Origin of the sequence: Inhella sp. (assembly GCF_041912635.1) — a bacterium.
In the GTDB taxonomy this organism is placed as follows: Bacteria; Pseudomonadota; Gammaproteobacteria; order Burkholderiales; family Burkholderiaceae_C; genus Inhella.
In genome coordinates this window covers 86619-110815 of record NZ_JAYRMO010000014.1, presented here as the reverse complement: position 1 = coordinate 110815, position 24197 = coordinate 86619, and the positions used below count along the sequence as shown (strand labels likewise).

General features: G+C 70.2%; 20 protein-coding genes. 8 read left to right on the top strand and 12 right to left on the bottom strand.

All coding sequences use genetic code 11. The features are described 5' to 3' along the window. Positions 1-115: 115 nt before the first annotated feature. Genes ACE3QP_RS10335 through ACE3QP_RS10320 form a run of 4 tightly spaced genes read right to left on the bottom strand, consistent with a single transcriptional unit; the run spans position 116 to position 4149 of the window. Positions 116-1252 carry a S1C family serine protease gene (locus ACE3QP_RS10335; protein WP_374435816.1) on the bottom strand — a complete coding sequence of 379 codons (1137 nt, stop codon included), beginning with the start codon at positions 1250-1252 and terminating at the stop codon, positions 116-118. 58 nt (positions 1253-1310) lie between these two features. Next, on the bottom strand, positions 1311-1523 hold the full coding sequence (locus tag ACE3QP_RS10330; protein ID WP_374435814.1) for a DUF2788 domain-containing protein: 213 nt from the start codon (positions 1521-1523) through the stop codon (positions 1311-1313). Next, positions 1523-2305, bottom strand: coding sequence for a DUF2189 domain-containing protein (locus tag ACE3QP_RS10325; RefSeq protein WP_374435812.1), 783 nt, complete (start codon positions 2303-2305; stop codon positions 1523-1525). Before ACE3QP_RS10325 ends, ACE3QP_RS10330 begins: the two co-directional genes overlap by 1 nt. Positions 2306-2310: 5 nt before the next feature. Beyond that, a complete protein-coding gene (locus ACE3QP_RS10320) occupies positions 2311-4149 on the bottom strand; it encodes a M48 family metalloprotease (protein ID WP_374435810.1) in 1839 nt (612 codons plus the stop codon). A 50-nt stretch (positions 4150-4199) separates the two neighbouring features. Here ACE3QP_RS10320 and ACE3QP_RS10315 point away from each other — a divergent pair, with 50 nt between their 5' ends. Genes ACE3QP_RS10315 through ACE3QP_RS10300 form a run of 4 tightly spaced genes read left to right on the top strand, consistent with a single transcriptional unit; the run spans position 4200 to position 8585 of the window. Beyond that, positions 4200-4919 carry a DUF1624 domain-containing protein gene (locus ACE3QP_RS10315; RefSeq protein WP_374435808.1) on the top strand — a complete coding sequence of 240 codons (720 nt, stop codon included), beginning with the start codon at positions 4200-4202 and terminating at the stop codon, positions 4917-4919. A 9-nt stretch (positions 4920-4928) separates the two neighbouring features. Further along, on the top strand, positions 4929-5678 hold the full coding sequence (gene rlmB, locus ACE3QP_RS10310; protein WP_198109141.1) for a 23S rRNA (guanosine(2251)-2'-O)-methyltransferase RlmB: 750 nt from the start codon (positions 4929-4931) through the stop codon (positions 5676-5678). Positions 5679-5682: 4 nt separating this feature from the next. Then, a complete protein-coding gene (gene upp / locus ACE3QP_RS10305; RefSeq protein WP_374435806.1) occupies positions 5683-6312 on the top strand; it encodes a uracil phosphoribosyltransferase in 630 nt (209 codons plus the stop codon). Next, positions 6309-8585 carry a penicillin acylase family protein gene (locus tag ACE3QP_RS10300; RefSeq protein WP_374435804.1) on the top strand — a complete coding sequence of 759 codons (2277 nt, stop codon included), beginning with the start codon at positions 6309-6311 and terminating at the stop codon, positions 8583-8585. Before upp ends, ACE3QP_RS10300 begins: the two co-directional genes overlap by 4 nt. Before the next feature lie 12 nt (positions 8586-8597). Here the strand turns inward: ACE3QP_RS10300 and ACE3QP_RS10295 are convergent, their stop codons facing one another. From ACE3QP_RS10295 to ACE3QP_RS10285, 3 genes are read right to left on the bottom strand one after another with little or no spacing between them, the layout of a single operon-like run. Beyond that, positions 8598-9128, bottom strand: a complete 531-nt coding sequence (locus ACE3QP_RS10295) for a chromate transporter (protein WP_374435803.1) — start codon at positions 9126-9128, stop codon at positions 8598-8600. Beyond that, on the bottom strand, positions 9125-9679 hold the full coding sequence (locus ACE3QP_RS10290) for a chromate transporter (protein ID WP_374435801.1): 555 nt from the start codon (positions 9677-9679) through the stop codon (positions 9125-9127). Before ACE3QP_RS10290 ends, ACE3QP_RS10295 begins: the two co-directional genes overlap by 4 nt. Continuing rightward, on the bottom strand, positions 9676-10689 hold the full coding sequence (locus ACE3QP_RS10285; protein ID WP_374435799.1) for a D-2-hydroxyacid dehydrogenase family protein: 1014 nt from the start codon (positions 10687-10689) through the stop codon (positions 9676-9678). Before ACE3QP_RS10285 ends, ACE3QP_RS10290 begins: the two co-directional genes overlap by 4 nt. A gap of 85 nt (positions 10690-10774) precedes the next feature. On the opposite strand from ACE3QP_RS10285, the gene galE reads away from it, so the two are divergent. Beyond that, entirely contained in the window at positions 10775-11785 is a 1011-nt protein-coding gene (gene galE / locus ACE3QP_RS10280; protein WP_374435797.1) for a UDP-glucose 4-epimerase GalE, read from the top strand. A gap of 10 nt (positions 11786-11795) precedes the next feature. Then, complete coding sequence (gene glpK, locus ACE3QP_RS10275; RefSeq protein ID WP_374435795.1) at positions 11796-13253, top strand: glycerol kinase GlpK; 1458 nt, start codon at positions 11796-11798, stop codon at positions 13251-13253. Here glpK and ACE3QP_RS10270 read toward each other — a convergent pair. From ACE3QP_RS10270 to ACE3QP_RS10250, 5 genes are all read right to left on the bottom strand, one after another. Further along, positions 13237-14997: a S10 family peptidase gene (locus ACE3QP_RS10270; protein ID WP_374435794.1), complete on the bottom strand. Its 1761-nt coding sequence runs from the start codon at positions 14995-14997 to the stop codon at positions 13237-13239. The genes glpK and ACE3QP_RS10270 overlap by 17 nt on opposite strands. Continuing rightward, positions 14981-18253: an amidohydrolase family protein gene (locus ACE3QP_RS10265; protein WP_374435792.1), complete on the bottom strand. Its 3273-nt coding sequence runs from the start codon at positions 18251-18253 to the stop codon at positions 14981-14983. Before ACE3QP_RS10265 ends, ACE3QP_RS10270 begins: the two co-directional genes overlap by 17 nt. A gap of 118 nt (positions 18254-18371) precedes the next feature. Beyond that, entirely contained in the window at positions 18372-18788 is a 417-nt protein-coding gene (locus tag ACE3QP_RS10260) for an organic hydroperoxide resistance protein (protein WP_374435791.1), read from the bottom strand. Positions 18789-18817: 29 nt separating this feature from the next. Further along, entirely contained in the window at positions 18818-19303 is a 486-nt protein-coding gene (locus ACE3QP_RS10255; RefSeq protein WP_374435789.1) for a MarR family winged helix-turn-helix transcriptional regulator, read from the bottom strand. A gap of 85 nt (positions 19304-19388) precedes the next feature. Next, positions 19389-21326: an ABC-F family ATP-binding cassette domain-containing protein gene (locus ACE3QP_RS10250; protein ID WP_374435787.1), complete on the bottom strand. Its 1938-nt coding sequence runs from the start codon at positions 21324-21326 to the stop codon at positions 19389-19391. A gap of 98 nt (positions 21327-21424) precedes the next feature. Here ACE3QP_RS10250 and ACE3QP_RS10245 point away from each other — a divergent pair, with 98 nt between their 5' ends. Both ACE3QP_RS10245 and ACE3QP_RS10240 read left to right on the top strand, forming a co-directional pair. Then, positions 21425-22210, top strand: coding sequence for a substrate-binding periplasmic protein (locus ACE3QP_RS10245; protein ID WP_374435785.1), 786 nt, complete (start codon positions 21425-21427; stop codon positions 22208-22210). Between the two features lie 156 nt (positions 22211-22366). Then, positions 22367-24193, top strand: a complete 1827-nt coding sequence (locus tag ACE3QP_RS10240; RefSeq protein WP_374435784.1) for a DUF1800 family protein — start codon at positions 22367-22369, stop codon at positions 24191-24193. Positions 24194-24197: the final 4 nt, after the last annotated feature.

The following is a 24197-nucleotide window of genomic DNA, read 5'->3' as shown; positions in this document are numbered from 1 at the left end:
CTGCTGCGTTGCCAGCGCTTGCCGGACGCGAGTCCGGCTGCGCGCCGGCGCCTTGCGTCCGGCCCCTGGGCGACCGAACGCGGGGCACTCCCAAAGCCCGACAGCCTCCTTGGCCTCAATCGCCGGCGCGCACGACCACGCTCAAGCTGCGGTTGCGGCCCTCGCGCCACACCGTCAGGCGCACGGTGTCGCCGGCCTGGCGCTTTTCCAGTTCGGTCAGCAGGTCGTCGAAGTCGTCCACGGCGGCGTCGTTCACGGCGGTGATGACGTCGCCCGGCTCAATGACCCCCTGGCGGTTTTGCGTAAAGGGCCGAAGGCCTGCGCGTGCAGCCGGCCCGCCGGGTGCCACGCCCACGAGGGCCACGCCCTTGGGCAGGCCCATGCGGCGCTGCAGGGCCTGGGTCCAGCGCTCGTCCAGCGGCGTGATGCCCAGTACCGGCCGCACGAAGCGGCCGTCGCGGATCAGGCGCGGCACGATGCGGTTCACCTCGTCCACCGGTATGGCGAAGCCGATGCCGGCGCTGGCGCCGCTGGGCGAATAGATGGCGGTGTTGACGCCGATCAGCCGCCCGGCGGAGTCGAGCAGCGGACCGCCGGAATTGCCTGGGTTGATGGCCGCGTCCGTCTGAATGGCACCGCGGATGGCGCGGCGCGTCACCGACTCGATCTCGCGGTTCAGCGCCGAGACGATGCCGGTGGTCAGCGTGAAGTCCAGGCCGAAGGGGTTGCCGATGGCATAGACCTTTTGCCCCACCACCAGCTCGCGGCTGCTGCCGATCGGAATGGGCGGGTGCTTGTTGGCGGGCAGATCGACCTTCAGCACGGCGAGGTCGCGATCCGGGAAGGCGCCAACGAACTTGGCCGGCAGCTCGGTCTGGTCAGCCAGCGTGACCTTGACGCCCTCCGCGCCCTGGATGACGTGGAAATTCGTCACCACATGGCCCTGCTCGTCCCAGACAAAGCCCGAGCCCGTGCCACGCGGTACCTCGCCCACCGGGCGGGCGAAGAAGTCGCGCTGCACCGCGGTGGTGGTGATGTGCACCACCGAGGGCGAAATCGTCTTGAAGATGCGGATGTGGTTGAGCTCGTCCGCCTCCAGCGGGCCGCGCGGGGTGACGGCGCGCGGCTGCACCTCGGGCCGCCCCAGCGCGAGGCCGGGAATCAGGCCGCTGGCGGCGATGCCGCCCAGCAGGGTCAGAGAGAGAAGGGCAGGGAAGAGAGCGCGGCGCAGGGGGCGGGTGAGCGCGGTCATGCGAGGGCGGGTCAGGGAAGGGGATGCGAGAGTTGGGGCTGGTGGCGGCGAACTCAAGTCAATCGCCACCCAAAATCCATTTGATGACGCCCTTGATGGCAAAGCCCAGCAGGCCGAAGCCCAGTGCCAGGAAGAGCACAAAGGTGCCGAACTTGCCGGCCTTCGATTCCCGCGCCAGCTGGGCAATGATGAAGACCATGTAAAGCATGAAGGCGCTCACCCCGAAGGTGAGGCCGAACTGGGCGATCTCCGCCTCGGTGTAGCCGCCCATCAGCGTCTTTCAGCCAAGGCGCTGGCGTCCACCAGCTCGGTGTAGGCGTGCCAGCTGGCATGCGCCAGCCAGGGTGCCAGCACCAGCAGGCCCAGAAGCAGGGGCAGCATGGCCAACAGGCTCAGCAGCACCAGCAGCGCCGCCCACAGGCCCAGCACACCGGGAGCGGCCAGCACCACGCGCCAGCTCGTGAGCACGGCGCTCCACAGGCCCACGCGGCGGTCCAGCAGCAGCGGGATGGAGACCACCGAACTGGCATACACCGGCGCGGCCAGCAGCGCGCCCAGCGCCATCCAGAGCTCGAACAGATGGCCTTCGCGGGCCAACACCACCAACTGCAGGAAGTCTCTCGGGCTGTTCACCGGGCCAGGGGCGAAGGCGGTGATGAGCGCCGCCGACGTCAGCACCCAGCCGGTGCCGGCCAGGGCCAGCAGCAGGCCGAAGCCGATCAGCACCGGCTTGTTGGGGATCCACATGCGCAGCGCCACGGCCAGCCCCGTCGGCTGGCCACGTGCGCGCGCCCTGCTGATGGCGTAGAGGCCCGTGGCCGCCAGTGGCGCCACGAGCAGGAAGCCGCTGAAGGCGCCGGCCAGCAGCCAGAAGCGGTTGCCGGCCAGCGCCAGCAGGGCCAGGCCAAAGGCCGCCATGGCGGCGCCATGCAGCAGGCCGGCCAGGGGGCAGGCGCAGAAATCCTGCCAGCCGCGGCGCAACCAGCCGGCAATCTGGCCGGCCTGCACCGGACGCAGCCGGATCTCGAGGGATTGAACGAGGGCGAGGCTCATCCGGCTTAGCGAATCTTCAGCGCCTGCAGCGGCGCCTGGCGGGGATCGATGCCGAACTGCACCGCGCCGATCAGGCAGGGGCCGGGCAGGGGCAGGTGGCGCACCAACTGCTGGCTCAGCTGTTGGGCCTCGGCGGCATCGCAATGCGGAAGGTCCAGTACCAGCAGGTAGCAGCGCCGCCAGGGGAAGGCCTTGACGGTCTTGCAGCAGATCCAGGCGCCGGCGATGGCGCTCTCGCGACGCAGCGCGTGCACCAGGTCTTCGGTCTCGAACTCGCTCAGGTCGGGTGGGCGGCTGTGCTGCAGCCAGTCGCTCTCCATCAGGTCGCGCCAGGCTTCGTCTTCCACCGCGCTGGCCTCGGCCAGGCGCTGGCGCCAGCGCTTCAAGGTCTCCACGTCGTCCACCGGGTGTTCCAGCAGCCCCACCGCATGGCGCGCCGCCCACCAGCGATGCGCCGGGCCGGTCTCGTACAGATGCTGGGCAATCGCCAAGCTTTGATCGCGGTCGCTGTCCTGCAGGGCCAGGGCCAGGCCGCGCAGGGCCTCGGCGTGGTCGGGTGCGGCGGCCAGGGCGGCGAAGTAGGGGCCGCGCACATCGGTCTCAGGGTCCAGGCGCTGGCTCAGGCGCGCCAGCTCCACGTGCTCATCAGGGCTGCGGTCGTGCTGCTGCAGCAGGGCGTCGCGCCGTGCGGCCCAGCGCAGCAGGTCCTGGCGGTAGAGCTTCCAGTCGGCCGCGTTGTCGTGCTGCCACTGGGCATCGAAGCGCTCGGCCAGCTGCTCGGCGGTTTCGCGCGTCAGCAGCTTGAGCGCGGAGTCGCGCGACCAGCTCGGCAGGCTGCGCAGCGCCTGCGGCTGCAGGGCCTCGATGCGCTCGCGCAGCGCCGGGTGGGTGTCGTCCACCTGGGCCAGGCGGCGCCAGGCCTGCTCCAGGGCGGACTGGGCGAAGCGCGGCTCCGGCGGTTCATGCAATTTGCGCTTGAGCGCATGCATCGGCCCCTTGGGCTGCTCGTGGCGCTGCGCGCGGCGCCAGTGCCAGGGCCAGAACTCGGAGGCCAGCCAGGCGCCCTTGATCTCGATCTCCTTGAGCGCCGCCTCCATCACCTCGGCGCCCAGCAGCTTCTGCGCCACCTTGTCGGCCTCGTATTCGTCCTGGCGCGCGAGCGCAAAGCTCTTGGCCACGAAGCGCGGTGCGTACCAGGCGAAGAAGCGCCGGCTGGCGGCGGCCACCAGGCCGTCGTCGTGCTCCAGGCGCTCGGCCAGGCGCTGCCAGGCCATGCGGGTGCGGTAAATCCAGGCGCTGAAGCTGCCGTGGCCACCGCGCAGATGGCCGTACTCATGCGCCAGCACGGCCAAGGCACGGCGGCGCTCCAGCGCATACAGCAGAGGCAGCCCGATGACCAGATGGTTCTCGGGCCGGCCCAGCAGGCCCCAGCGTGGGATCTGCACGATGCTGGCATTGAACTCGGCATTCACAAGCACGCGGTGGATGCGCGGGCCCTTGATGGCCTTGCGGATGCGCTCCAGGCCTTCGAACAGCTCGGGCGCCTGCTCGGGCGAGATGGGCTCGCCCGGCGGTGGCTGCAGGCGCAGCCACAGCGCCTGCACGCTGGTGAGCAGCAGGCTCCCGCCCGCCAGCACCACGAAGATGAGGGTCCAGCGCCCATGCCCGCTGCTGTAGCGCTGCCAGACCAGTGCCAGCAGGGCCAGGCCCAGTACCGCGCAGCCCAGCACCCACAAATAGCCCAGGCTGGAAAACCAGGCTACGGCGCGCCGGTAGCGTTTGGCATCAGCGGCGCAGTCCTGCTCGCTGACGCGAACCAGGTGTTGAAAGTCGGCCAGTTCCACGGGATCCCCCTTTGGGCAGCGCAATGTACAGGGGCACAATGCCGCCCCCCATGGCCAGCACCCCCCGCTTTGCACGACTCGACGCCCTGCGCGGCGGCTGGATGCTATGGATGGCCGCCTTCCATTTCTGTTTCGATCTGGCGCATTTCCGCCTGATTGAAGCGAACTTTTACGCAGATCCGCTCTGGCTGCACCAGCGCACGGCCATTCTGTCGGGCTTCCTGTTCTGGGCCGGCCTGGGCCAGGGTCTGGCCGTGCAGGCCGGCCAGCCGCCCGGGCGCTTCTGGCGCCGCTGGCTGCAGATTGCCGCCGCGGCGGCCCTGGTGAGCGCCGGCTCGGCCCTGATGTTTCCGCGTTCCTGGATCAGCTTCGGCGTGCTGCACGCCTTCGCGCTGATGCTGCCGCTGGCGCGCTGGGGGGCTGCGCGCCTGCCTACCGCGGCCCTGCTGGCCCTGGCCCTGGCCTGTGCCCTGGCGCCCGCGTGGCTGCAGCATCCGCTGTTTGACAGCCGCTGGACCAACTGGCTGGGCCTGGTGACGCACAAGCCCGTCACCGAAGACTATGTGCCCCTGCTGCCTTGGCTGGCCCCGCTGCTGCTGGGCTTGGCGGCGGCGCGCAGCGCGAGCCTGCGCAAATGGCTGCAGGGCAGCGCGCCGCTCAACCTGGTGCGCCTGGGGCAGTGGCCACTGAGCTTTTACCTGCTGCACCAGCCGATCCTGATCGGCGTCGTGCTGGCTTTCATCCATACCACCCGAGCTGCTGCCCCGTAGCATCGACCCATGACCGAAAAACCCCGCAGCGTGCTGTTCGGCTTCCACGCCCTCAGCACGCGATTGAAGATCGCCCCGGCCAGCATCGAGCTGATCCTGTTCGACGCCAGCCGTCGCGATGCCCGCATGAAGGGCCTGCTGGCGCGCGCCGCCGAGGCCGGCATCAAGGTGGCCGAGACCGAGCCCCTCCAGCTGGACCGCCTGGCCCGCACCGACCGCCACCAGGGCGTGGTGGCCAAGGTGGAGGCACTGAAGCAGCAGCACTCGCTCGACGACCTGCTCGACGAGGTGCAGGCGCGCGGTGAGCAGCCGCTGTTGCTGGTGCTGGACGGCGTGACCGACCCGCACAACCTGGGCGCCTGCCTGCGTGTGGCCGATGGCGCCGGCGCGCATGCGGTGATTGCCCCGCGCGACCATGCCGTGGGCCTGAACGCCACGGTGGCCAAGGTGGCCAGCGGTGCGGCCGAATCGGTGCCCTACCTGATGGTGACCAACCTGGCCCGCACGCTGGGCGAGCTGAAGGAGCGCGACATCGTCTGCGTCGGCACCTCCGACCAGGCCGAGTCCTCCATCTACGCCGCGCCGCTGGCCGGGCCGTTGGCCTGGGTGCTGGGCGCCGAGGGCAAGGGCCTGCGCCAGCTCACCGCCAAGACCTGCGACCGCCTGGTCAGCATCCCCATGCGCGGCGCGGTCGAATCGCTGAACGTGTCGGTCGCGGCCGGCATCTGCCTGTACGAATCCCTGCGCCAGAGAGGTTGAAGTCATGCCCGTGATCGCCGTCACCCACCCGCTCGTCAAACACAAGGTCGGTCTGCTGCGCGAGGCCGACATCTCGACCAAGAAGTTCCGCGAGCTGACCCAGGAAGTGGCGCGCCTGCTGGCCTATGAGGCCACGGCCGACTTCCCGACCGAGAAGGTCACCCTGGAGTGCTGGAGCGGCCCGACCGAGGTGGACCAGATCGCCGGCCGCAAGGTCACCGTGGTGCCCATCCTGCGCGCCGGCCTAGGCATGCTGGACGGCGTGCTCGACATCCTGCCCAACGCCAAGGTCTCGGTCGTCGGCCTCGCGCGGGATCATGAAACGCTCAAGCCGGTCAACTACTTCGACCGCTTTGTGGGCCAGTTGGACGAGCGCACCGCGCTCATCATCGACCCCATGCTCGCCACCGCCGGCTCGATGATCGCCACCATCGACCTGCTGAAGGCGCGCGGCTGCAAGGACATCCGCGCCCTGGTGCTGGTGGCCGCGCCGGAAGGCGTGGCGGCGATGCACAAGGCCCACCCCGAGGTGCGCTGCTGGACGGCGGCCATAGACAGCCACCTGAACGAGCAGGGCTACATCATTCCGGGCCTGGGCGACGCGGGCGACAAGATCTTCGGCACCAAGGAATGACGCGGCGCTGGCTGGCACGCGGGCTGGCCGGGCTGGCTCTGTTGCTGCTGGCCGTGCTGCTGGCCATCTGGCTGCTGCTGCGCGCCAGCCTGCCGCCGCTGCAGGGCGAACTGCCGGCGCCGGGCCTGGCGGCCCCGGTGGAGCTGCAGCGCGATGCGCGTGGCACCGCCAGCGTGCACGCGGCGAACCGGCGCGATGCCGCCTACGGCATCGGCGTGGCCCATGGGCAGGACCGCTTCTTCCAGATGGACACCCTGCGCCGTGCCGCCGCCGGTGAAATGGCCGCCCTGGTGGGCGCGCCCGGCCTGAAGATCGACCGGGCCACGCGCGGCCACGGCTTTCGGGAGCGGGCCGAGCAGGCTTACGCGGCGCTCTCGCCCGCGGAACAGGGCCTCCTGCAGGCCTACGCGGCGGGGGTGAACAGGGGGCTGCAATCGCTCGGGGCACGACCGCCTGAATACTTGCTGCTGCGCCAGGCGCCGGCCCCCTGGCAGCCGGCCGACAGCCTCCTCGCGGTCTATGCGATGTACCTGAATCTGCAGGCCGACCAGCTGGGCCAACTGCGTGGGCGGATGGCGCTGCGCGAGCGCCTTGGCGCGCCGCTGGCCGACTTTCTGCTCGCGGCCGGCATCCCCGAGCTGGACGCCCCCCTGGACGGCGTGGCCTTTGCGCAGCGCGGCCCGATTCCGGCGCCACCGCCGGGCTGGGGGCAGGGCGGCGCGCCGCACCAACAGATGGCGGGGGAGGCCGGCCAAGTCGGCTCCAACGCCTGGGCCGTGGGGGGCGCGCGCCGCCCGGGTCAACCCGGCCTGCTGGCCAATGACATGCATCTGAGCCTGGGACTGCCCAACACCTGGTACCGCATGGCCCTGCACTGGCGCGGCGCCGATGGGCGCGAGCGCCACTGGGTGGGGGTGACGCTGCCGGGCATGCCCGCACTGGTGGTGGGCAGCACCGGCCAGATCGCCTGGGGTTTCACCAACAGCTATGTGCGCTCCTTCGAGCTGCTGCCCCTGGAGCCCGCGGGCGACGGGCGCTGGCGCGGGCCGGATGGCCGCGAGGCGCCGCTGCAGCGCCAGACCCACACCCTGACCGTGGCCGGCGCTGCGCCGCAAGCGCTGGAGCTGGAGAGCTCGCCCTGGGGGCCGGTGGAGCGCCTTGACGGCCGCCCCTATGTGCGGCGCTGGCAGGCCTACCGGCCCGACGCCGTCAATCTGCAGCCGCTGGCGCTGGAAGACGCCGCCGATGTACCCACCGCGCTGGCCTTGGCCCCGCGGCTGGGCATCCCGACGCAGAACCAGCTGCTGGTGGACCGCCAGGGCCACCTGGCCTGGACGCCGGCCGGCCCGCTGCTGGGCGAGGGGCCTCATCCGCAGCTGCAGGACCCGGCGGATGGCCGACTCTGGAGCGCCAACCACCGGCATCTGGGCGGCGCCGGCTTCGAGCGCCTGGGTGATGGCGGCTACGGCGCTCCGGGTCGTGCCGCCCGCGTGCGCGAGCGCCTGCGCGCACTTGACCACCCCGATGAAGCGGCACTGGCCGCCATCGCGCTGGACGACCAAGCCCCCATGCTGCAGCGCTGGCAGGCGCTGTTGCTGCGCCGCCTGGACGCAGCTGCATCCGGTTCGGCGCGCGCCGAGTACCGGCGCCTGATCGACGCACCCCTGCAGGCCCGCCCCGATGCCGTGGCCTACACCCTGGTGCGCGGTTTGCGCACGGCCGCTCTGGAGGCCTTCAATCAGGCGCTGGCCCCCTCGTTGCCCCAAGCGGGCGGCGACGCCAAGGACTTCAGCCTGGCCGCCCTGAACCCGCGCTGGGATGAACCCGTGCTGCGCCTCTACGAGGAACAGCCCGCGGCCTGGCGCGGCGGCTTGCCGGAGCTGCAGGCGCTGGTGGATGCGGAGATTGAGCGCCTGCGGCAGCGCCATGGCCGGCTGGCCGATGCACGCTGGGGTGAGACGGACAGCATCCGCGTGCGCCACCCCTTGAGCGCCGCACTGCCGGCCTGGCTGGGCCGCCACTTGGACGCACCACCCCAGCCGATGGTGGGCGACACGCTGACCCCACGGGCCCAGGCGCGCAGCTTTGGCGCCAGCGAACGCCTGGTGGTGGCCCCGGGCGAGGAAGCACGCGGCCTGTTTGCCATGCCCGGCGGCCCCAGCGGCCACCCGCTCTCGCCCTTCTACCTGAGCGACCACGCCGACTGGGCGGCCGGGCGTTTCGGGCCGCTGCTGCCGGGTGCGCCACTGCACCGCCTGCAGCTGCGACCCTGACGCGCCCCCAAGTCACCAGAGCCCGAACACCCCGCCCGCGGCGCCGAGCCCCAACCAGGCCAGCGGCGGCAGCTTGCTGCGCGCGCTGCCCAGCGCCACCCCGGCCACCAGCGCCCAGGCGGGCCAGCCGGCCTGGGTGTAGGGCTGCACCAGCACCCAGGCGCCGGACAGCGAAAGCCCCAGCACCAGCGGCGCGCAGCCGCGCTGGAAGGCCTGCAGCAGCGGGTGCTGGCGGTTGGCCTCGGCCCAGCGCGCGTAGCGCCACACCAGCAAGGTGGAGGGCAGCAGCACCCCGCCCAGGCAGGCCAGCAGGCCGGCCGGCCCGGCGGCCATCCACCCCAGCACCCCCACCACCATGATGTTCGGGCCCGGTGCCGCCTGGCCCAGGGCCACGGCCTGCGCGAAGCCGGCTTCGTCCAGCCAGCCGCGCTGCAGCACCAGGATGCGCTGGGAGTCGGCCAGGATGGCGTTCACGCCGCCGATCGACAGCAGCGAGAGCAGGGCGAACTGCCCGGCCACGGCCGCCAGCTCGCTCCAGCTCATGGGCGCCGCGCCCGGCGCGCCGCCCAGGCCATGCCCAGCCCGCCCACCAGCAGCACCACCGCCACCAGCGGCCAGCGCAGCCAGGCGCTGAGCAGCAGGCTGGCTGCAGCGAGCACCGCCACGGCCCAGGGCCCCAGGGGGGAGCGGCGCAGCGGCAGGGCCAGCTTCCAGCTGGCCCCTAGCAGCAATCCGGCGGCCACCAAGCCCATGCCGCGCAGCGCGCCCTGCACCTCGGGCCGGTGCAGTTGCTGGCTGGCCAGCGCCGCCAGCGCAATCACCAGCAGGCCCGGCACCAACAGCATGCCGCCCAGCACCGCCAGCACGCCGCGCCAGCCGAAGTGGCGCTGGCCGAGCATGATGGCCAGGTTGATGACGTTGGGGCCGGGCAGCACCTGGGCGGCGGCCATCAGCTCCAGGAACTCGGCGTCGCTCAGCCAGCGCTCGCGCTCGACGAATTCATGCTGGGCCACCGCCAGGATGCCGCCGAAACCCTGCAGGGCCAGGCGGTTGCACACCCAGGCCAGTTGCCAGGGTGAGCGCGGTGCGTTCAACGGCTGACCTTCAGCGCGTCCGGGTTCACCAGGTTCTGCGGCTGCCCGCGCAGGAAGGCGACGACGTTGTCGAACGCGGCGCCGAAGTACAGCTCGTAGCTGGCCTGCTCCACATAGCCAATGTGCGGCGTGCAGACGGCGTTCTCCAGGCGCAGCAGCGGGTGGCCTTGCAGGATGGGCTCGCTCTCGAACACATCCACTGCCGCCATGCCGGGGCGGCCTCGGTTCAGCGCCGCCACCAGCGCGTTCTCGGCCACCAGCTCGGCGCGTGAGGTGTTGACGAACAGCGCACTGGGCTTCATCAGCGCAAAGTCTTCCAGCGTCACCAGGCCGCGCGTGGCCTCGTTCAGGCGCAGGTGCAGGCTCAGCACGTCGCAGCCGGCAAAGAAGGCCTCGCGGCTTTCGGCCGCCTGGTAGCCATCGGCCATGGCCTTGAGCCGCGAGGCTTCGCTGCCCCACACCAGCACCTGCATGCCGAAGGCCTTGCCGTAGCCGGCCAGCAGCTGGCCGATCTTGCCGTAGCCCCAGATGCCCAGGGTTTTGCCCTGCAGCAGCAGGCCGATGCCGAAGTTGGGCGGCATCGAGGCTGACTTCAGGCCGCTTTGCTGCCAGGCGCCGTGCTTGAGGTTGCCGATGTACTGCGGCAGGCGCCGCATGGCGGCCATGATGAGCGCCCAGGTCAGCTCGGCCGGCGCATGGGGCGAGCCCACGCCCTCGGCCACGGCAATCCCGAGGCGGGTGCAGGCCTCGACGTCGATGTGCGAGCCCACCCGGCCGGTCTGGGCGATCAGCTTGAGCCGGGGTAGCTTTTCCAGCAGCTGGCGGGGGAAGGCGGTGCGTTCGCGGATGAGCACCAGCACATCGGCGTCGCGCAGGCGCACGGCCAGCTGGCCGATGCCTTTGACGGTGTTGGTGAACACCTTGGCCTGGATGCCCTCGACCTCAAGCTTGGTGGCGCAGTGCAGTTTGCGCACGGCGTCCTGGTAATCGTCAAGGATGATCACGTTCATGGCGGGGCGGGATTGTGCGCCCCGCATCGGCGCGGAATCGGCCGCTCGCACAATCGCAATCCCCAGAACGAGAAGGAAGTCCTTCATGCGCGTGCTCGTCACCGGCGGGGCCGGTTTCATCGGCTCCATCACCACCTTGCAGCTGATCGAGGCCGGCCACCAGCCGGTGGTGCTGGACAACTTCAGCAACAGCTCGCCGGTGGCCCTGGAGCGCGTGGCCGAGCTGTGCGGCCGCAAGCCGGCGCTGGTGGAGGGCGATGTTCGCGACGGCGCCTTGCTGCGCCGTGTGCTGCGCGATGTCGGCATCGAGGCGGTGATGCATTTCGCCGGCCTGAAGGCGGTGGGGGAGTCGGTCGAGAAGCCGCTCGAATACTTCGACAACAACGTCCAGGGTTCGCTCAGCCTGCTCGCCGCGATGCGCGACGAGGGCGTGGGCACCCTGGTGTTCAGCAGCTCGGCCACCGTCTACGGCATGGCCGAGACCATGCCGCTGCGCGAGGACGCCCCCACCGGCACCACCAACCCCTACGGCCGCAGCAAGCTGATGGTCGAGCAGATCCTCACCGACCTGGCCGCAGCCCCCGGCAATGGCATGAGCCTGTGTGCGCTGCGCTACTTCAACCCGGTGGGTGCCCACCCCAGCGGGCGCATGGGCGAAGACCCGCAGGGCATTCCCAACAACCTCATGCCCTTCATCGCCCAGGTGGCCGTGGGCCGGCGCGAATCGCTGGCCGTGTTCGGCAACGATTACCCCACCGGCGACGGCACTGGCGTGCGCGACTACATCCATGTGATGGACTTGGCCGCCGGCCACCTGGCCGCACTGCGCCATGTGCATGGCAAGGCGGGTCTGCACACCTTCAACCTCGGCACCGGCCGGGGGCACTCGGTGCTGGAGGTGCTGCGCGCCTTCGAGGCCGCTGCCGGCAAGCCGATTGCCCACCACATCGCCCCACGCCGCCCGGGCGACGCCGCGCAAAGCTGGGCCGACCCCGCCAAGGCACAGGCCGAGCTGGGCTGGCAGGCCACGCACACCCTGGAACAGATGTGCGCCGACGCCTGGCGCTGGCAGTCCATGAACCCCAACGGCTATTGAGGAGTTCGTCATGACCCATGTGCTGGCGCTGGACCAAGGCACCACCAGTTCGCGCGCGCTGCTCTTTGACCTGCAGGGCCGGATCCAGGCGCAGGCCCAGCAGCCCTTCGAGCAGCACTTCCCGCAGCCCGGCTGGGTTGAGCACGATCCCGAGGCCATCTGGGCCACCCAGCTGGACACCGCCCGCCAGGCGCTGGCCGGCCGGCGCCCGGCCGATGTGGCGGCCATCGGCCTGACCAACCAGCGCGAGACCGTCGTGCTCTGGGAGCGCGCCACAGGCAAGGCGCTGACGCGCGCCGTCGTCTGGCAGGACCGCCGCACCGCCGCCGCCTGCCAGGCTCTGCGCGAAGCCGGGCATCTGGAAATGGTGCGCCAGCGCACCGGCCTGACGCTCGACCCCTACTTCAGCGCCACCAAGATCGCCTGGTGGCTGCAGCAGCACCCCGACTGGCGCGCGCGTGCCGAGCGCGGCGAACTGGCCGCGGGCACCATCGACAGCTGGCTGCTCTGGCGCCTGACCGAAGGCCGCGTGCACGCCACCGATGTGACGAACGCCAGTCGCACCCTGCTGATGAACCTGCGCAGCGGCGCCTGGGACGAGGAGCTGCTGCGCCTCTTCAACATCCCACGCGCTTTGCTGCCCGAGATCCGCCCCTCCGCCGCCGACTACGGCCACACCAGCTTGCTGGGGGGCTCCATCGCCATCGGCGGCGTGGCCGGTGACCAGCAAGCTGCGCTCTTTGGTCAGGGCTGCACCCAGCCGGGGCAGGCCAAGAACACCTATGGCACGGGCTGCTTCCTGTTGATGCACACCGGCGCCGAGGCGCTGCAGTCGCAGCATGGCCTGCTGACTACGCGGGCCGCGCAGATCGGCAGCCAAGCGCAGTTCGCGCTGGAAGGCAGTGTCTTCATGGGCGGCGCCGTGGTGCAGTGGCTGCGCGACGGCCTACAGATGTTCGCCAGCAGCGCCGAGGTCGAGACCCTGGCCCGCTCGGTGCCCGACAGCGGCGGTGTCATCGTCGTGCCGGCCTTCACCGGCCTGGGGGCGCCGTACTGGAATGCCGAAGCGCGCGGCGCCATCCTGGGCCTGACCCGCGGTAGCGGCCAGGCGCAAATCGCCCGCGCGGCACTCGAATCGATCGCCTTCCAAAGCGCCGACGTGCTGGAGGCGATGGTGAAGGACGCCAGCGCTGCCGGCATTGCGCTGAGCGAACTGCGCGTGGACGGCGGCGCCAGCGCGAACGACCTGCTGATGCAGTGGCAGGCCGATCTGCTCGGCGTGCCGGTGTGGCGGCCGGCGCTGGTGGAAAGCACCGCCTACGGGGCGGCGGCCCTGGCGGCGGCGCAGGCTGGGGTGTTGCTGGCGCCGGCTTCCATTGCGGGGCGGCGGTTCGAGCCGCAGATGGCGCGGGAGCAGGCGGCGAAACGTATGGCCGCCTGGCATGCCGCGGTCAATCGGGTGCTTTGAGAGGGGTTTTGTCAGTTCCTCGCGGCGGCACCCACGGATCCAGCATCGGCGCCTGGAACTCCGGCTCTGGTGTGGCCCGTTTGAAGCCCGGTAGCGGCAAGCTGCCGGCCTGGTCCGGGTAGGGGCGCTGCGGCGCTGCGGCGGACGCCTGCCGCTGTGGCCCGCTGCCGGCCGCCGCACCGCGCGCGGCCAGTACCTCGGCGTAGAAGCTGACCAGATCCGCCTTCTGGCGCATGCGTGTCGCGTCGTCCAGGAAGCTCATGTGGCCGCCGGGGTAGTTGCGCACCTGCACGCGGTTGCTGTTCAGGCGCGCCAGGTCCTGCTCGGTGCGGAAGAAGGGCGTGGCGAGGTCGTGGTAGCCGCTGATGGCCAGCACGCGCAGCCGCGGGTTCTGCTGCAGCGTCCACGCGAGATCAGGGATGGTGTCGGGCAGGTCGCGCCCCCCGTAGCTGAAGTTCCAGACTTCGATGGCGTTGCTCAGCAGCACATAGGCCGAGCCGTTGCGGTACTGCAGGTCGTTGCTCAGGTGGGTGTTGATGGCGGTGGCGAAGCTGCCGCCGATCCAGGTGCTGGAGGGGTCGCCCTCGGCGGCCAGGGCGCTGCCCACCGGCGCCAGCATGCGGCCGTCGTAGCGGCCGATGAGCTGGCCGGGCAGCAGGTTCTGGCGGTAGTAGGTCGGCGGCAGGTTGAACTGCGCCTGCCAATGGGTGGCGCCCAGGCCGGTCAGGTTGGCCAGTTGGGGCCATAGCGCCGGGGTGGTGCTGGCGCTCGTCAGGAAGGCTTGCGCGGCGGGCTCGTAGCTCTGGGCGGCGAACTGGCGCGCCTGGCTGGTCCACGCATCCAGGTCCGACGGAACGGGTTGGCTCAGCCGGTGCCAGGCCCCCACGGCGGCGTAGCTGGGCAGGTAGCCGGCGCAGGAAACGCGCGGCAGCTCGAAGATCGCGCAATTGCTGTTGTAGTCCATGGCCGGGGACTGCAGGACCAGCCCGTCCATGGGCAGATTGGCCTCCTGCAGGCGGCGGGCCAGCACGGCGGTGCGCGGCCCGCCATAGCTCTCGCCGTAAAGGAATTTGGGCGAGGCCTGGCGGCTGTTGACCTCGATGTAGCGGCGGATGAAGTCGCGGAACAGGCCGGCGTCCTCGTTCACGCCCCAGAAGCTGCGGTTGGTGAAGGGGGCAATGGCCTGCGAGCGGCCGCTGCCCACCGCGTTGACGAACACCAGATCGGTCTGCGCCAGCAGGCTGTCGGCGTTGTCCACCAGCGGGAAGGGGCGGGCGGCGGTGGTTTCGGGTACGCCGCTGACCAGGCGCTTGGGGCCGAACGACCCGAGCTGCAGCCAGACCGACGCCGAACCCGGGCCGCCGTTGTAGAAGAAGGTGACCGGCCGCGTCGCCGCGTTGGCGCCGGGCAGGGTGTAGGCGACGTAGAACACCGCCGCCTGCGGCCGTTGCGCCGCGCCGATCTCGCGCGCGAGCAGGTGGCCGGCGGTGGCCTGGTAGTTCAGGGTCTGGCCGCCCAGGCTGAGGCTGTGCTGGGTAACGGCCGCGGCCTCGGTGGCACCGGGCAGCGAGGCATTGGCGTTCGAGGAATAGACATTCGGATCATCCAAGCCCGGCAGCGATTGCGGGGGCGGCGGGGGTGTCGGCGCACCGCCTCCGCCGCCTCCGCCGCAAGCCTGCAGCAGCAAGGCGAGGGCCGCCACGCTGGCGGTCCGGTTCAGACGAGTCTCAGTGCTTACAGACATGGCCGACTCCCATCGAATCGTCAAGCGCGTCCTCGTGGACGGGCACCTGGCCCTGCTCGCCGCTCAGGCCTTCGAAGAAGAAGGGCTTGCGCGGCTTGGGTCGGTGGCCGATTTCGTTCATGGTGGGCAGCTCGTACAGGCGCCCCCCCACCATAACCTGGGCGATGCGGTCGCTCTGGCGGATGTCCTTGAGCACATCGCCGTCCAGCACCACCACATCGGCCAACTTGCCGGGCTCCAGCGAGCCGATGTCCTTGTCCAGGCCGAGCGTCTGCGCCGGGTTGAGCGTGGCGCTGCGCAGGGCCTCGAGCGGGGTCATGCCGCCCAGGCCCAGCATCCACATCTCCCAGTGGGCGCCCAGGCCCTCGCGCTGGCCGTGCGCGCCAATGCTGGTGCGCACGCCGGCGCGCTGCAGCTCGGTGGCGGTGCGGGCCACGCGCAGCACATTGAAGTCCTGCTCGGGCGCGGTGAGGCGGCGCACGCTGCGCGGCTCCAGCACCGAGCGCGGCACGAAGCGGCTCAGGATGGGGTGGCGCCAGACCTCGGTGTGCGCGTACCAGTAGTGCTCGCCGTCCAGGCCGCCATAGGCCACATTGAGCGTCGGGTTGTAGCCCACGGCGGTCTGCGACCACAGCTGCTTGACGTCCTCGTACACCTCGGCCAGGGGCAGCGCATGCTCCACCGTGGTGTGGCCGTCCACCACCTGGTTCATGTTGAGCTGGAACAGCGAGGCGCCCTCGGGCACCACCATCATGTTCGTCTGGCGCGCCGCCTCCAGGATCTGCTGGCGCTGTTCGCGACGCGGCTGGTTGTAGCTCTTCACGCTGAAAGCGCCGGCGGCCTTCAGGCGCTTGAGGTGGGTGAGGGCGTCGTCGTAGTTGTTGATGACGGCCGTCACGTCCGCCTTGGCGCCGTACAGGATGGTGCCGGTGCTGAAGATGCGCGGCCCCACCAACTGGCCAGCACGCTGCATCTCGCTGACGGTCAGGATGTCCGAGGTGCGGTTGCTGGGGTCGTGCAGGGTGGTGACGCCAAAGGCCAGCGTGGCGTAGTTGACCCAGCTCTGCTGCGGAATGAACTGGCTCTCGGCCATGGCGCCGTGCCAGTGGGTGTCGATCAGGCCGGGGATCAGCGTCTTGCCCTGCGCCTCGATGACCTGCGTGCCGGCCGGAATGCTGACTTCGTCCGCCTTGCCCACGGCCAGGATGCGCTTGCCTTCGGTGACGAGCACGCCGTGCTCGATCACCTCGTCGCCCCGCATCGTCACGATGCGCGCGCCGCGGAAGGCGATGCGGCCGGTCGGCGCATCGGCCGCCTGCCGGAAGCCGATCTTGAGCCCCTGCTCGCTGCGCTGGAAGCCTTCGGCATAGGCGGCGGCGCGCGGCACGCTGAAAAGCTCATCGCCCAGTGCGTAGTGCAGGGTAGCGCTGTCGCCCGACCAGTGCAGCGATTCCCCGGCGTTCACGTCCAGGCGCTTGACGGGCAGGGCGTCCATCTTGGAACCCACCGTCAGCAGCTTGCCGGTCTGCGGCAAGGGCGTGATGTAGGTGTGGAAGCGCTCGATGAAGCCCAGCCAGCGGCCATCGGGCGAGACGGTGAACTCGGAGGCGAACTCGCCCTTGGCGATGGGTGTTTCCTCGCGCGTGGCCAGATCCAGGCGCACCAGCTTGTGCTCGCTGTCGACCTCGCTGATCGAGCCCGAGCGCGTGAAGAACACCGCCTTGCTGTCCGCGCCCCATTGGGGGCTGTGGCCGGTCTTGCTGAGCTGCTGCAGCTCGCTGCCATCCACGCGGCTCATGAAGAGGCCCTGGCCCAGACCCTGCCAGGGCGTGGTCAGGTAGCCGCCCTTGGCCTTCTGGTAGACGACCGAGCGGCCATCGGGCGAGAGGCGCGGGTGCAGGTACTTGCCCGGTTCCTGGGTGACGACCGTCTCGCGCCCGCTGGCCAGGTGGCGCACGCGCACCTGGCCCAATTTCTCGTCGTTCCAGGTGGTGTAGACGACGGACTGGCCGTCGCGCGAAAAGCTCGGGAACAGCTCGAAGTGCTCGTTCTGCTGGGTCAGGCGGCGCGGCTGGCCGTTCGGCAGCTCCTTCAGGTAGAGATGGCCGAGCGCCGAGTAAACGACACGCTTGCCATCCGGTGCGGTCTGCACCCAGCGCAGCTGGCGCACATCGAACTCCGGTGGGGCCACCTCCTGGGCGAAGCGGATCGACTCGCGGATCTCGCGCGTGTCCTTCACCTGGAAGGGGATCTCGCGTGCCGCGCTCTTGAACGGATCCACCCGCCACAGCTTGCCGCGTGCCCACAGCACCAGTTCCTTGCTGTCCGGCATCCAGGCAAAGGCGGGGTAGACGCCGTAGTAGGACCAGGACTCCTGCAAATCACGCTCCAGCGGGCCCCACACCGGCCACTCGCGGCCACTGTGCAGGTCCTTCAGGAAGAGCATCGACTGGCCCTGGTCCTGCTCCGAGCGCAGCCGGCGCACAAAGGCCAGGTAGCGCCCGTCGGGCGAGGGCGTGGGCCGGATGGCGCCACCCGGGCCGCTGACCAAGGGCTCGCTCGTGCCGTCCTGCAGGTCCTGCCGCACGATGCGGAAGATCTCCTTGTTCGAATCTTTGTTGTACTCAAACACGCGGCCGGGCGTGGCGTCCATTGAGTAGTACAGGTAGCGGCCATCGGGCGAGAGCGCGGGCTCGCCCAGGTCCTTTTGCCAGTTCGGCTTCTCGTTGAGCTGCACGCCCTTGCCGCCGTCCAGGTGGTAGAGCCAGATCTCGCCCGATCCGGCCGAACGCGTGCCGGTGAAGTGCTTGCGCGCGGCGATGTACTGGCCGCTCGGGTGCCAGCTCGGGTTGTTCAGCAGCCGGTAGTCCTCGGTGCTGAGGGCCTTGGCACCGCTGCCGTCGCGGTTCATCACCCAGACGTTGTCGCCGCCGCCGGCGTCGCTGATGAAGGCAATCTTCTGCCCGTCGGGCGAGAAGCGCGCCTGCATCTCCCAGGCCACGGAATGCGTCAGCGCCTGGGCCTGGCCGCCCTCAATCGGCAGCACGTACAGATCACCCAGCAGGTCGAACAGCACCTGCTTGCCATCGGGGCTGACGTCCACGCTCATCCAGGTGCCGCTGCGCACGTCGATGCTTACGTGGCGGGCCTGGCCCGGGGCTTGGTTGACGTTCCAAGCCTTGGGCTTGGCATCTTGCGCGGCGGCCGCGCAGCTGAGCAGGGCAAGGGCGAGGGGAAGGAGGCGGGGCAGAGTCATGCCGCCACCATAGGGTGTTCGCTCACCCGAGCGTGAGAGGAACAGTGCCGGGTTACGAACGTCATGGCGCCATGAAAAAAGGCGCCCGTGGGCGCCTTTGCTGGGCGGTGAAAACCGCTCAGACGACGGTCAGCACCACGTCGATGTTGCCGCGCGTGGCATTGCTGTAGGGGCAGACTTGGTGGGCCGTGGCCACCAGCTTTTCGGCTGCCTCACGCTCCAGGCCGGGCAGGCTGATGGCCATGCGCACGCCGATGCCATAGCCGGCGCCCTTCGGGCCAAAGTCCACCTCGGCGTCGATCTTGGCGTCGGCCGGCACGGCCAGACCCAGCTTGCCGGCCACGGCGCCCATGGCGCCCATGAAACAAGCCGAGTAGCCGGCCGCGAACAGTTGCTCGGGGTTGGTGCCCTGGCCGTTGCCGCCCATTTCGACCGGCTTGGCCAGAGTCAGCTCCAGCGGGCCGGTGCTGGACTTGCCATTGCGGCCGCCGGTGGTGGTGGCGGTAGCGGTGTAGACGACTTTGTCGAGAGCCATGGTGTTTCCTTTGGGGGTGATTGCCGGGTTCAAGCGGCGGTGGGGATCTGTGCCTGCAGCAGCTGTTCGCGCAGCTGGTGCAGGCGTTGCGTCAAAGCCTGCAATTCGTCCAGCGAACAGGCGCTGGCGCAGGCCAGTTGATGGGGAATGTCCAGTGCCCGGGCTTGCAGCGCCTGGCCGGCCGGCGTGAGGCGCACCAGCACTCGGCGTTCGTCGGCAGCATCGCGGCTGCGCACCAGCAGGCCCGCGGCTTCCAGGCGCTTGAGCAGCGGGGTCAGGGTGCCGGAATCCAGCGCCAGGCGCTCGCCCAGCTGGCTCACGGCCTGCTCGTCCTGCTCCCACAGCACCAGCAGCACCAGGTACTGCGGGTAGGTCAGGCCCAGCGGCGCCAGCAGGGGCTTGTAGAGCTTGGTCATGGCCAGCGAGCCGGAGTACAGCGCGAAGCAGAGCTGACGGTCCAGGCGCAGCCACTCGGTGGCGGCGGTGCTGGGCTTGGCGCGGTGCTTGGCTGGCATGGAGCGAACTGTAGTTGGCAATTTAATTGTGCGCAATTCAATCTCAGGACAAGACCGCACGAACCGTGCGGTCTTGCTCAGAAGCTCACAGACCGGCGGCCGCCGTGGCGGCCTCGATCTGCTCGCTCAGCTCCAGCCAGCGCTGCTCCAGCGAATCGGTCTCATCGGCAATCGCCTTCAGGCGCCGGCCGCAGTTGGCGATCGCGCCGGGGTCCAGCGTGCCGGTGGCCAGCTCGGTCTCCAGGCCTTCGCGCTCCTGGCCCAGCTGCACCAGCTTCTTGTCGATGGCCTCGATCTCCTTGCGCAGCGGGCGCGTCTGGTCCGCCAGCTTGGCGCGCGCCTGGGCGGCGGCCTTGCGGTCCTCGCGCTGGGTGGCGGCGGGGGCGTCGTCCGCGCTGGGTGCGGGCGCGGCGGCCGCGCGCAGGGCCTTGGCCTCCTCGCGGGCGCGTTCGTTCAGCCAGCGCTGGTAGTCGTCCAGGTCGCCGTCGAAGGGCTTGAGAGCGCCGTCGGCCACTAGCCAGAATTCGTCGCAAACCTCACGCAGCAGCGCGCGGTCGTGGCTGACGAGCATCACCGTGCCCTCGAACTCGTTCAGCGCGATGGAGAGTGCCTCGCGCGTCTGCAGGTCCAGGTGGTTCGTGGGTTCGTCCAGCAGCAGCAGGTTGGGGCGCTGCCACACCAGCATGGCCAGCACCAGGCGCGCCTTCTCGCCACCGCTGAGCGATCCGACTTCCTGGCTGACCATGTCCCCGGTAAATCGGAACTGGCCGAGGAAATCGCGCAGCTCCTGCTCGCGCGCCTGCGGGCTGACCTCCTTGGCCAGCCGCACCATATGCGCCAGCGGGCCTTCCTCGGGCCGCAGCACGTCCAGCTCCTGCTGGGCGAAATAGCCGATCGTCAGGCCCTTGCCCTCGGTGATGGTGCCGGCCAGCGGTGGCATGGTGCGCGCGATGGTCTTCACCACCGTGGACTTGCCCTGACCATTTGCGCCCAGGATGCCGATGCGCTGCCCGGCCAACACGGTGCGGTCGATCTTGCGCACGATGGCGGTGTCGCCATAGCCGCAGGCCAGGTCGCTGATCGCCAGCATCGGGTTGGGCAGGTTGGCGGGCTCGCGGAATTCGAAGGCGAAATCGGCGGCGGCCAGCACCGGCGCCAGCTTTTCCATGCGCTCCAGCGCCTTGACGCGGCTTTGCGCCTGCTTGGCCTTGGTGGCCTTGGCCTTGAAGCGGTCGATGAAGTGCTGCAGGTGCTTGATGCGGTCCTGCTGCTTCTCGAAGCTGGCCTGCTGCAGCACCTGGGCCTGGGCGCGCAGGGTCTCGAAGGTGGTGTAGTTGCCGCCCCAGCGCGTCAGCTTGGCGTGCTCCAGATGCAGGGTCACGCGGGTGATGGCGTCCAGAAACTCGCGGTCGTGGCTGATCACCAGCAGCGTGCCGGGGTAGCGCGAGAGCCAGCCTTCCAGCCACACCAGCGCGTCCAGGTCCAGGTGGTTGGTGGGTTCGTCCAGCAGCATCAGCTCCGCCGGGTTGATCAGCGTGCGCGCCAGCTGCAGGCGCATGCGCCAGCCGCCGGAAAAGCTGTTCACCGGCGCGTCCAGCTGGTCCACCTTGAAGCCCAGGCCCAGCAGCAGGCTCTGCGCGCGCGGCCGGGCGTCGAAGCTGCCGGCGTCTTGCAGCGCGGCGTGCGCCTCGGCCATCTTCAGGCCGTCATGCGCGGCCTCGGCTTCGGCCAGCAGCTGGCGCGCCTTCAGCAGCGTCAGGTCGCCGTCGAGCACGAAGTCGGTGGCGCCCTGTTCGGTCTCGGGCAGGTGCTGCGCCACCTCGGAAAGCCGCCAGGTGGGCGGCATCTCCGCATCGCCTTTGTCTGCCTGCAGGCGCCCGGCCAGCAGGGCGAACAGGCTGGACTTGCCGGCGCCGTTGGCGCCCACCAGGCCGATGCGCTCCCCGGGTTGCAGGGTGACGGTGGCGTCGTCCAAGACGATCTTGGTGCCGCGGCGGAGGGTGAGGTTGCGCAGGGTGATCACGAAATGCTCAAGCAAAAAGCCAAACGCCGCCCGGGGCAGGGCGGCGCGAGGGGGTACATCCTACCGGGGGCCCGCCAGCAGGCTCTTAGACTGCCCCGATGGCAAGGCTTCCCTCCCTGGTGCTGACCTGCGTGCTCGGCTCGGCCGGGGCGGCGCAGGCGCAGGAGCGCACGCTCACCGTGTGCGTGGATCCGAAGCCGGCGCCACAGGGCTCTGCAGCCTCGGCCACCCCGCCGGCAGCCGAGGTGCAGCCCACTTTCTCCATGGACCTGTTCAGCCAGGTGTTCCGCCGTGCGGGCCAGCCCCTGCGCTTCGTGACGGACCAGCCCTGGGCGCGTTGCCTGTTGTCGGCGGAACGCGGTCAGATCGATTTCGCCCTCGGCGGCTACTACAGCGACACACGGGCCCAGGTCTACGCCTTCTCCATGCCCTACATGACGCTCACGCCCATGGTCTTTTCCCGCGCCAGTCGCCCGGTGCGTCCCCAGCTGGCGGCCGACCTGCAGGGCCTGCGCGGCTGCGGCATGAACGGCGCCAGCTATGCCCACTACGGCCTGGCCGCTGGGGCACTCGACACCGGCGTCAACCGCTACCCCAAACTGTTCGAAAAGCTGCTGCTCGACCGGTGCGACTACGTGCCCGAGGAGCTGGAAGTAGTAGCCGGCATGCAAGTCAACGGGCAGGACATCCTGACCCACCCGCAACTCCTGGCCAGCCCGGCCCGCTGGGCCCGCGGGCCCACCAAGCACCTGATGGCAGCCAAGGGGAGCGCCGCGGCGGCGGTGCTGCCGCAGCTGGACCGGGCGCTGGAGCAGCTGATTCGTGAGGGCGTGGCCGGGGAGCTGTGGGCGCGGCATGTGCCGGGGGTGCCTTACCGGCCTTGATGGCGGGTGGATCACCCCCCTCGCGCATCAACCCCCTGCCTGGGGCATGACCGGGCTGCAGCCCGAAGCGCTTTGACGCAGCGCATTCACACACGCTGACACCTGCGCAGCCGCCGCGCGCGCAGAGTGGGCGCTTCGCCAAGCCGGAGTTGCGCCGTGGAGCCTCAAACCCCGCATCCGCCCGCTGAGACGGCCGCCCCTTCGCCAAGCGGGCACGCCCTTGAAGACCTTTCCGCGGCCCTGGCGCCGCTGCTGGCGGCCGGCGCCTTGCTGAGCGCCTGTGGCGGCGGTGGCTCGGCCAGCGCGCCGCCTGCGCCCGCGCCGACCCCCGTGCCGACGCCGCCGCCCACCCCCGCACCGACTCCTGCCCCGGCGCCTTCACCATCCCCCGCGCCACCTCCTGCGCCACCGGCCATACCCCCCACGCGCCGCGATGCCGCCCGCTTCCTGACCCAGGCCGCTTTCGGCCCGCGCAGCGCCGCCGAAGTCGATGCCCTGGTGGACCAGGGCTTCGAGGCCTGGCTGAACCAGCAGTTCGCGCGGCCCACGGTCTCGCATCTGGCTTACCTGGAAACCCAGCGCGGCCGCGATCAGAAGCCGGGCGAGCGCCCCAAGCTGAGCGAGGAGATGAGCTACGAGGCCGTGTGGCAGCAATGGCTGCAGGGCGAGGACCCGCTGCGCGCGCGCATGAGCTGGGCCCTGCTGCAGATCTTCGTCATCAGCAACATCGCGCCCGACATCCGCCCGCCCGCGATGAGCAGCTACATGGACATGCTGAACCGCCACGCCTTCGGCAACTGGCGCGAGCTGCTGGAGGCCGTGACCCTGCACCCGGCCATGGGCTACTACCTGAACATGCTGGAGAGCGAGAAGGAAGATCCCGCCAAGGGCACCCACCCGAATGAGAACTACGCGCGCGAAGTGCTGCAGCTGTTCTCCATCGGCCTGGTGCAGCTGAACCCCGACGGCACGGTCAAACCCGACGCCAACGGCCAGCCCATCAACACCTATGGCGAGGCCGAGATTCGCGGCTTTGCCAAGGTCTTCACCGGCTGGGGCCATGGGGGCCTGAACACCGCCGACAGCAAGGCCTTCCACCACCACGACGACGAAGTCGATGCGCTCTGGAGCGCGCCCATGAAGGCCTGGCCGGCCTGGCATTCCACGGCCGCCAAGACCCTGCTGGACGGCAAGGTGTTGCCCGCCGGCCAGAGCGCGGAGCAGGACCTGAAGGACGCGTTGGATTGCATCTTTGCCCACCCCAATGTGCCGCCCTTCTTCAGCAAGCAGCTGATCCAGCGCCTCGTCACCAGCAACCCCAGCGCCGCCTACGTGGGCCGGGTGGCGGCCGTGTTCGTCAACGATGGTGCCGGCGTGCGCGGCAACCTGCGCGCGGTGCTGCGCGCCGTGCTGCTCGACACCGAAGCCCGCAGCGCCGCCCCCAACGCCCGCTTCGGCAAGCTGCGCGAGCCCGTGCTGCGCTTCGCCCATCTGCTCCGCGCACTCGATGCCAAGAGCCCCAGCGGCCAGAACCGCATTCACTACCTGGACAGCGCCGACGAAGGCCTGGGGCAGAGCCCGCTGCTGGCGCCCTCGGTCTTCAACTTCTACGCCCCGGCCTACCGCCCGGCCGGGCCGCTCACGCAATCGGCCATGGTGGCGCCCGAGTTCCAGATCACCACCGAAACCAGCGCCGCCGGCTCGCTGAACTTCTTCTACTACCTGTTCAAGAGCGGTAGCTACGGCTGGCCGGAGCAGCACCGCCTGGCCCTGGACCTTGCGCCACTGGAAGCCCTGGCCGCCGACCCGCCCACCCTGGTGGACCGCCTGGACCTGCTGTTCTTCACCCTGCAGATGAGCCCCAGCACCCGCCAGCGCCTGCTGACCCTGCTGCAGGCCTTGCCGGCCAAGGACCCCAAGGCCCGCGTGCGTTCGGCATTGACCTTGATGGCGATGTCCCCCGACTTCGTCACTCAGCACTAAGGGG

Bases quoted from the DNA above. Each gene is read 5' to 3' on its own strand.
- ACE3QP_RS10325 (WP_374435812.1), bottom strand. From the start codon at position 2,305: ATGAGCCTCGCCCTCGTTCAATCCCTCGAGATCCGGCTGCGTCCGGTG.
- ACE3QP_RS10330 (WP_374435814.1), bottom strand. From the start codon at position 1,523: ATGGGCGGCTACACCGAGGCGGAGATCGCCCAGTTCGGCCTCACCTTC.
- ACE3QP_RS10260 (WP_374435791.1), bottom strand. From the start codon at position 18,788: ATGGCTCTCGACAAAGTCGTCTACACCGCTACCGCCACCACCACCGGC.
- ACE3QP_RS10255 (WP_374435789.1), bottom strand. From the start codon at position 19,303: ATGCCAGCCAAGCACCGCGCCAAGCCCAGCACCGCCGCCACCGAGTGG.
- ACE3QP_RS10335 (WP_374435816.1), bottom strand. From the start codon at position 1,252: ATGACCGCGCTCACCCGCCCCCTGCGCCGCGCTCTCTTCCCTGCCCTT.
- rlmB (WP_198109141.1), top strand. From the start codon at position 4,929: ATGACCGAAAAACCCCGCAGCGTGCTGTTCGGCTTCCACGCCCTCAGC.
- ACE3QP_RS10265 (WP_374435792.1), bottom strand. From the start codon at position 18,253: ATGACTCTGCCCCGCCTCCTTCCCCTCGCCCTTGCCCTGCTCAGCTGC.
- ACE3QP_RS10295 (WP_374435803.1), bottom strand. From the start codon at position 9,128: ATGAGCTGGAGCGAGCTGGCGGCCGTGGCCGGGCAGTTCGCCCTGCTC.
- ACE3QP_RS10285 (WP_374435799.1), bottom strand. From the start codon at position 10,689: ATGAACGTGATCATCCTTGACGATTACCAGGACGCCGTGCGCAAACTG.
- upp (WP_374435806.1), top strand. From the start codon at position 5,683: ATGCCCGTGATCGCCGTCACCCACCCGCTCGTCAAACACAAGGTCGGT.
- galE (WP_374435797.1), top strand. From the start codon at position 10,775: ATGCGCGTGCTCGTCACCGGCGGGGCCGGTTTCATCGGCTCCATCACC.
- ACE3QP_RS10270 (WP_374435794.1), bottom strand. From the start codon at position 14,997: ATGTCTGTAAGCACTGAGACTCGTCTGAACCGGACCGCCAGCGTGGCG.
- ACE3QP_RS10245 (WP_374435785.1), top strand. From the start codon at position 21,425: ATGGCAAGGCTTCCCTCCCTGGTGCTGACCTGCGTGCTCGGCTCGGCC.
- ACE3QP_RS10315 (WP_374435808.1), top strand. From the start codon at position 4,200: ATGGCCAGCACCCCCCGCTTTGCACGACTCGACGCCCTGCGCGGCGGC.
- ACE3QP_RS10300 (WP_374435804.1), top strand. From the start codon at position 6,309: ATGACGCGGCGCTGGCTGGCACGCGGGCTGGCCGGGCTGGCTCTGTTG.
- glpK (WP_374435795.1), top strand. From the start codon at position 11,796: ATGACCCATGTGCTGGCGCTGGACCAAGGCACCACCAGTTCGCGCGCG.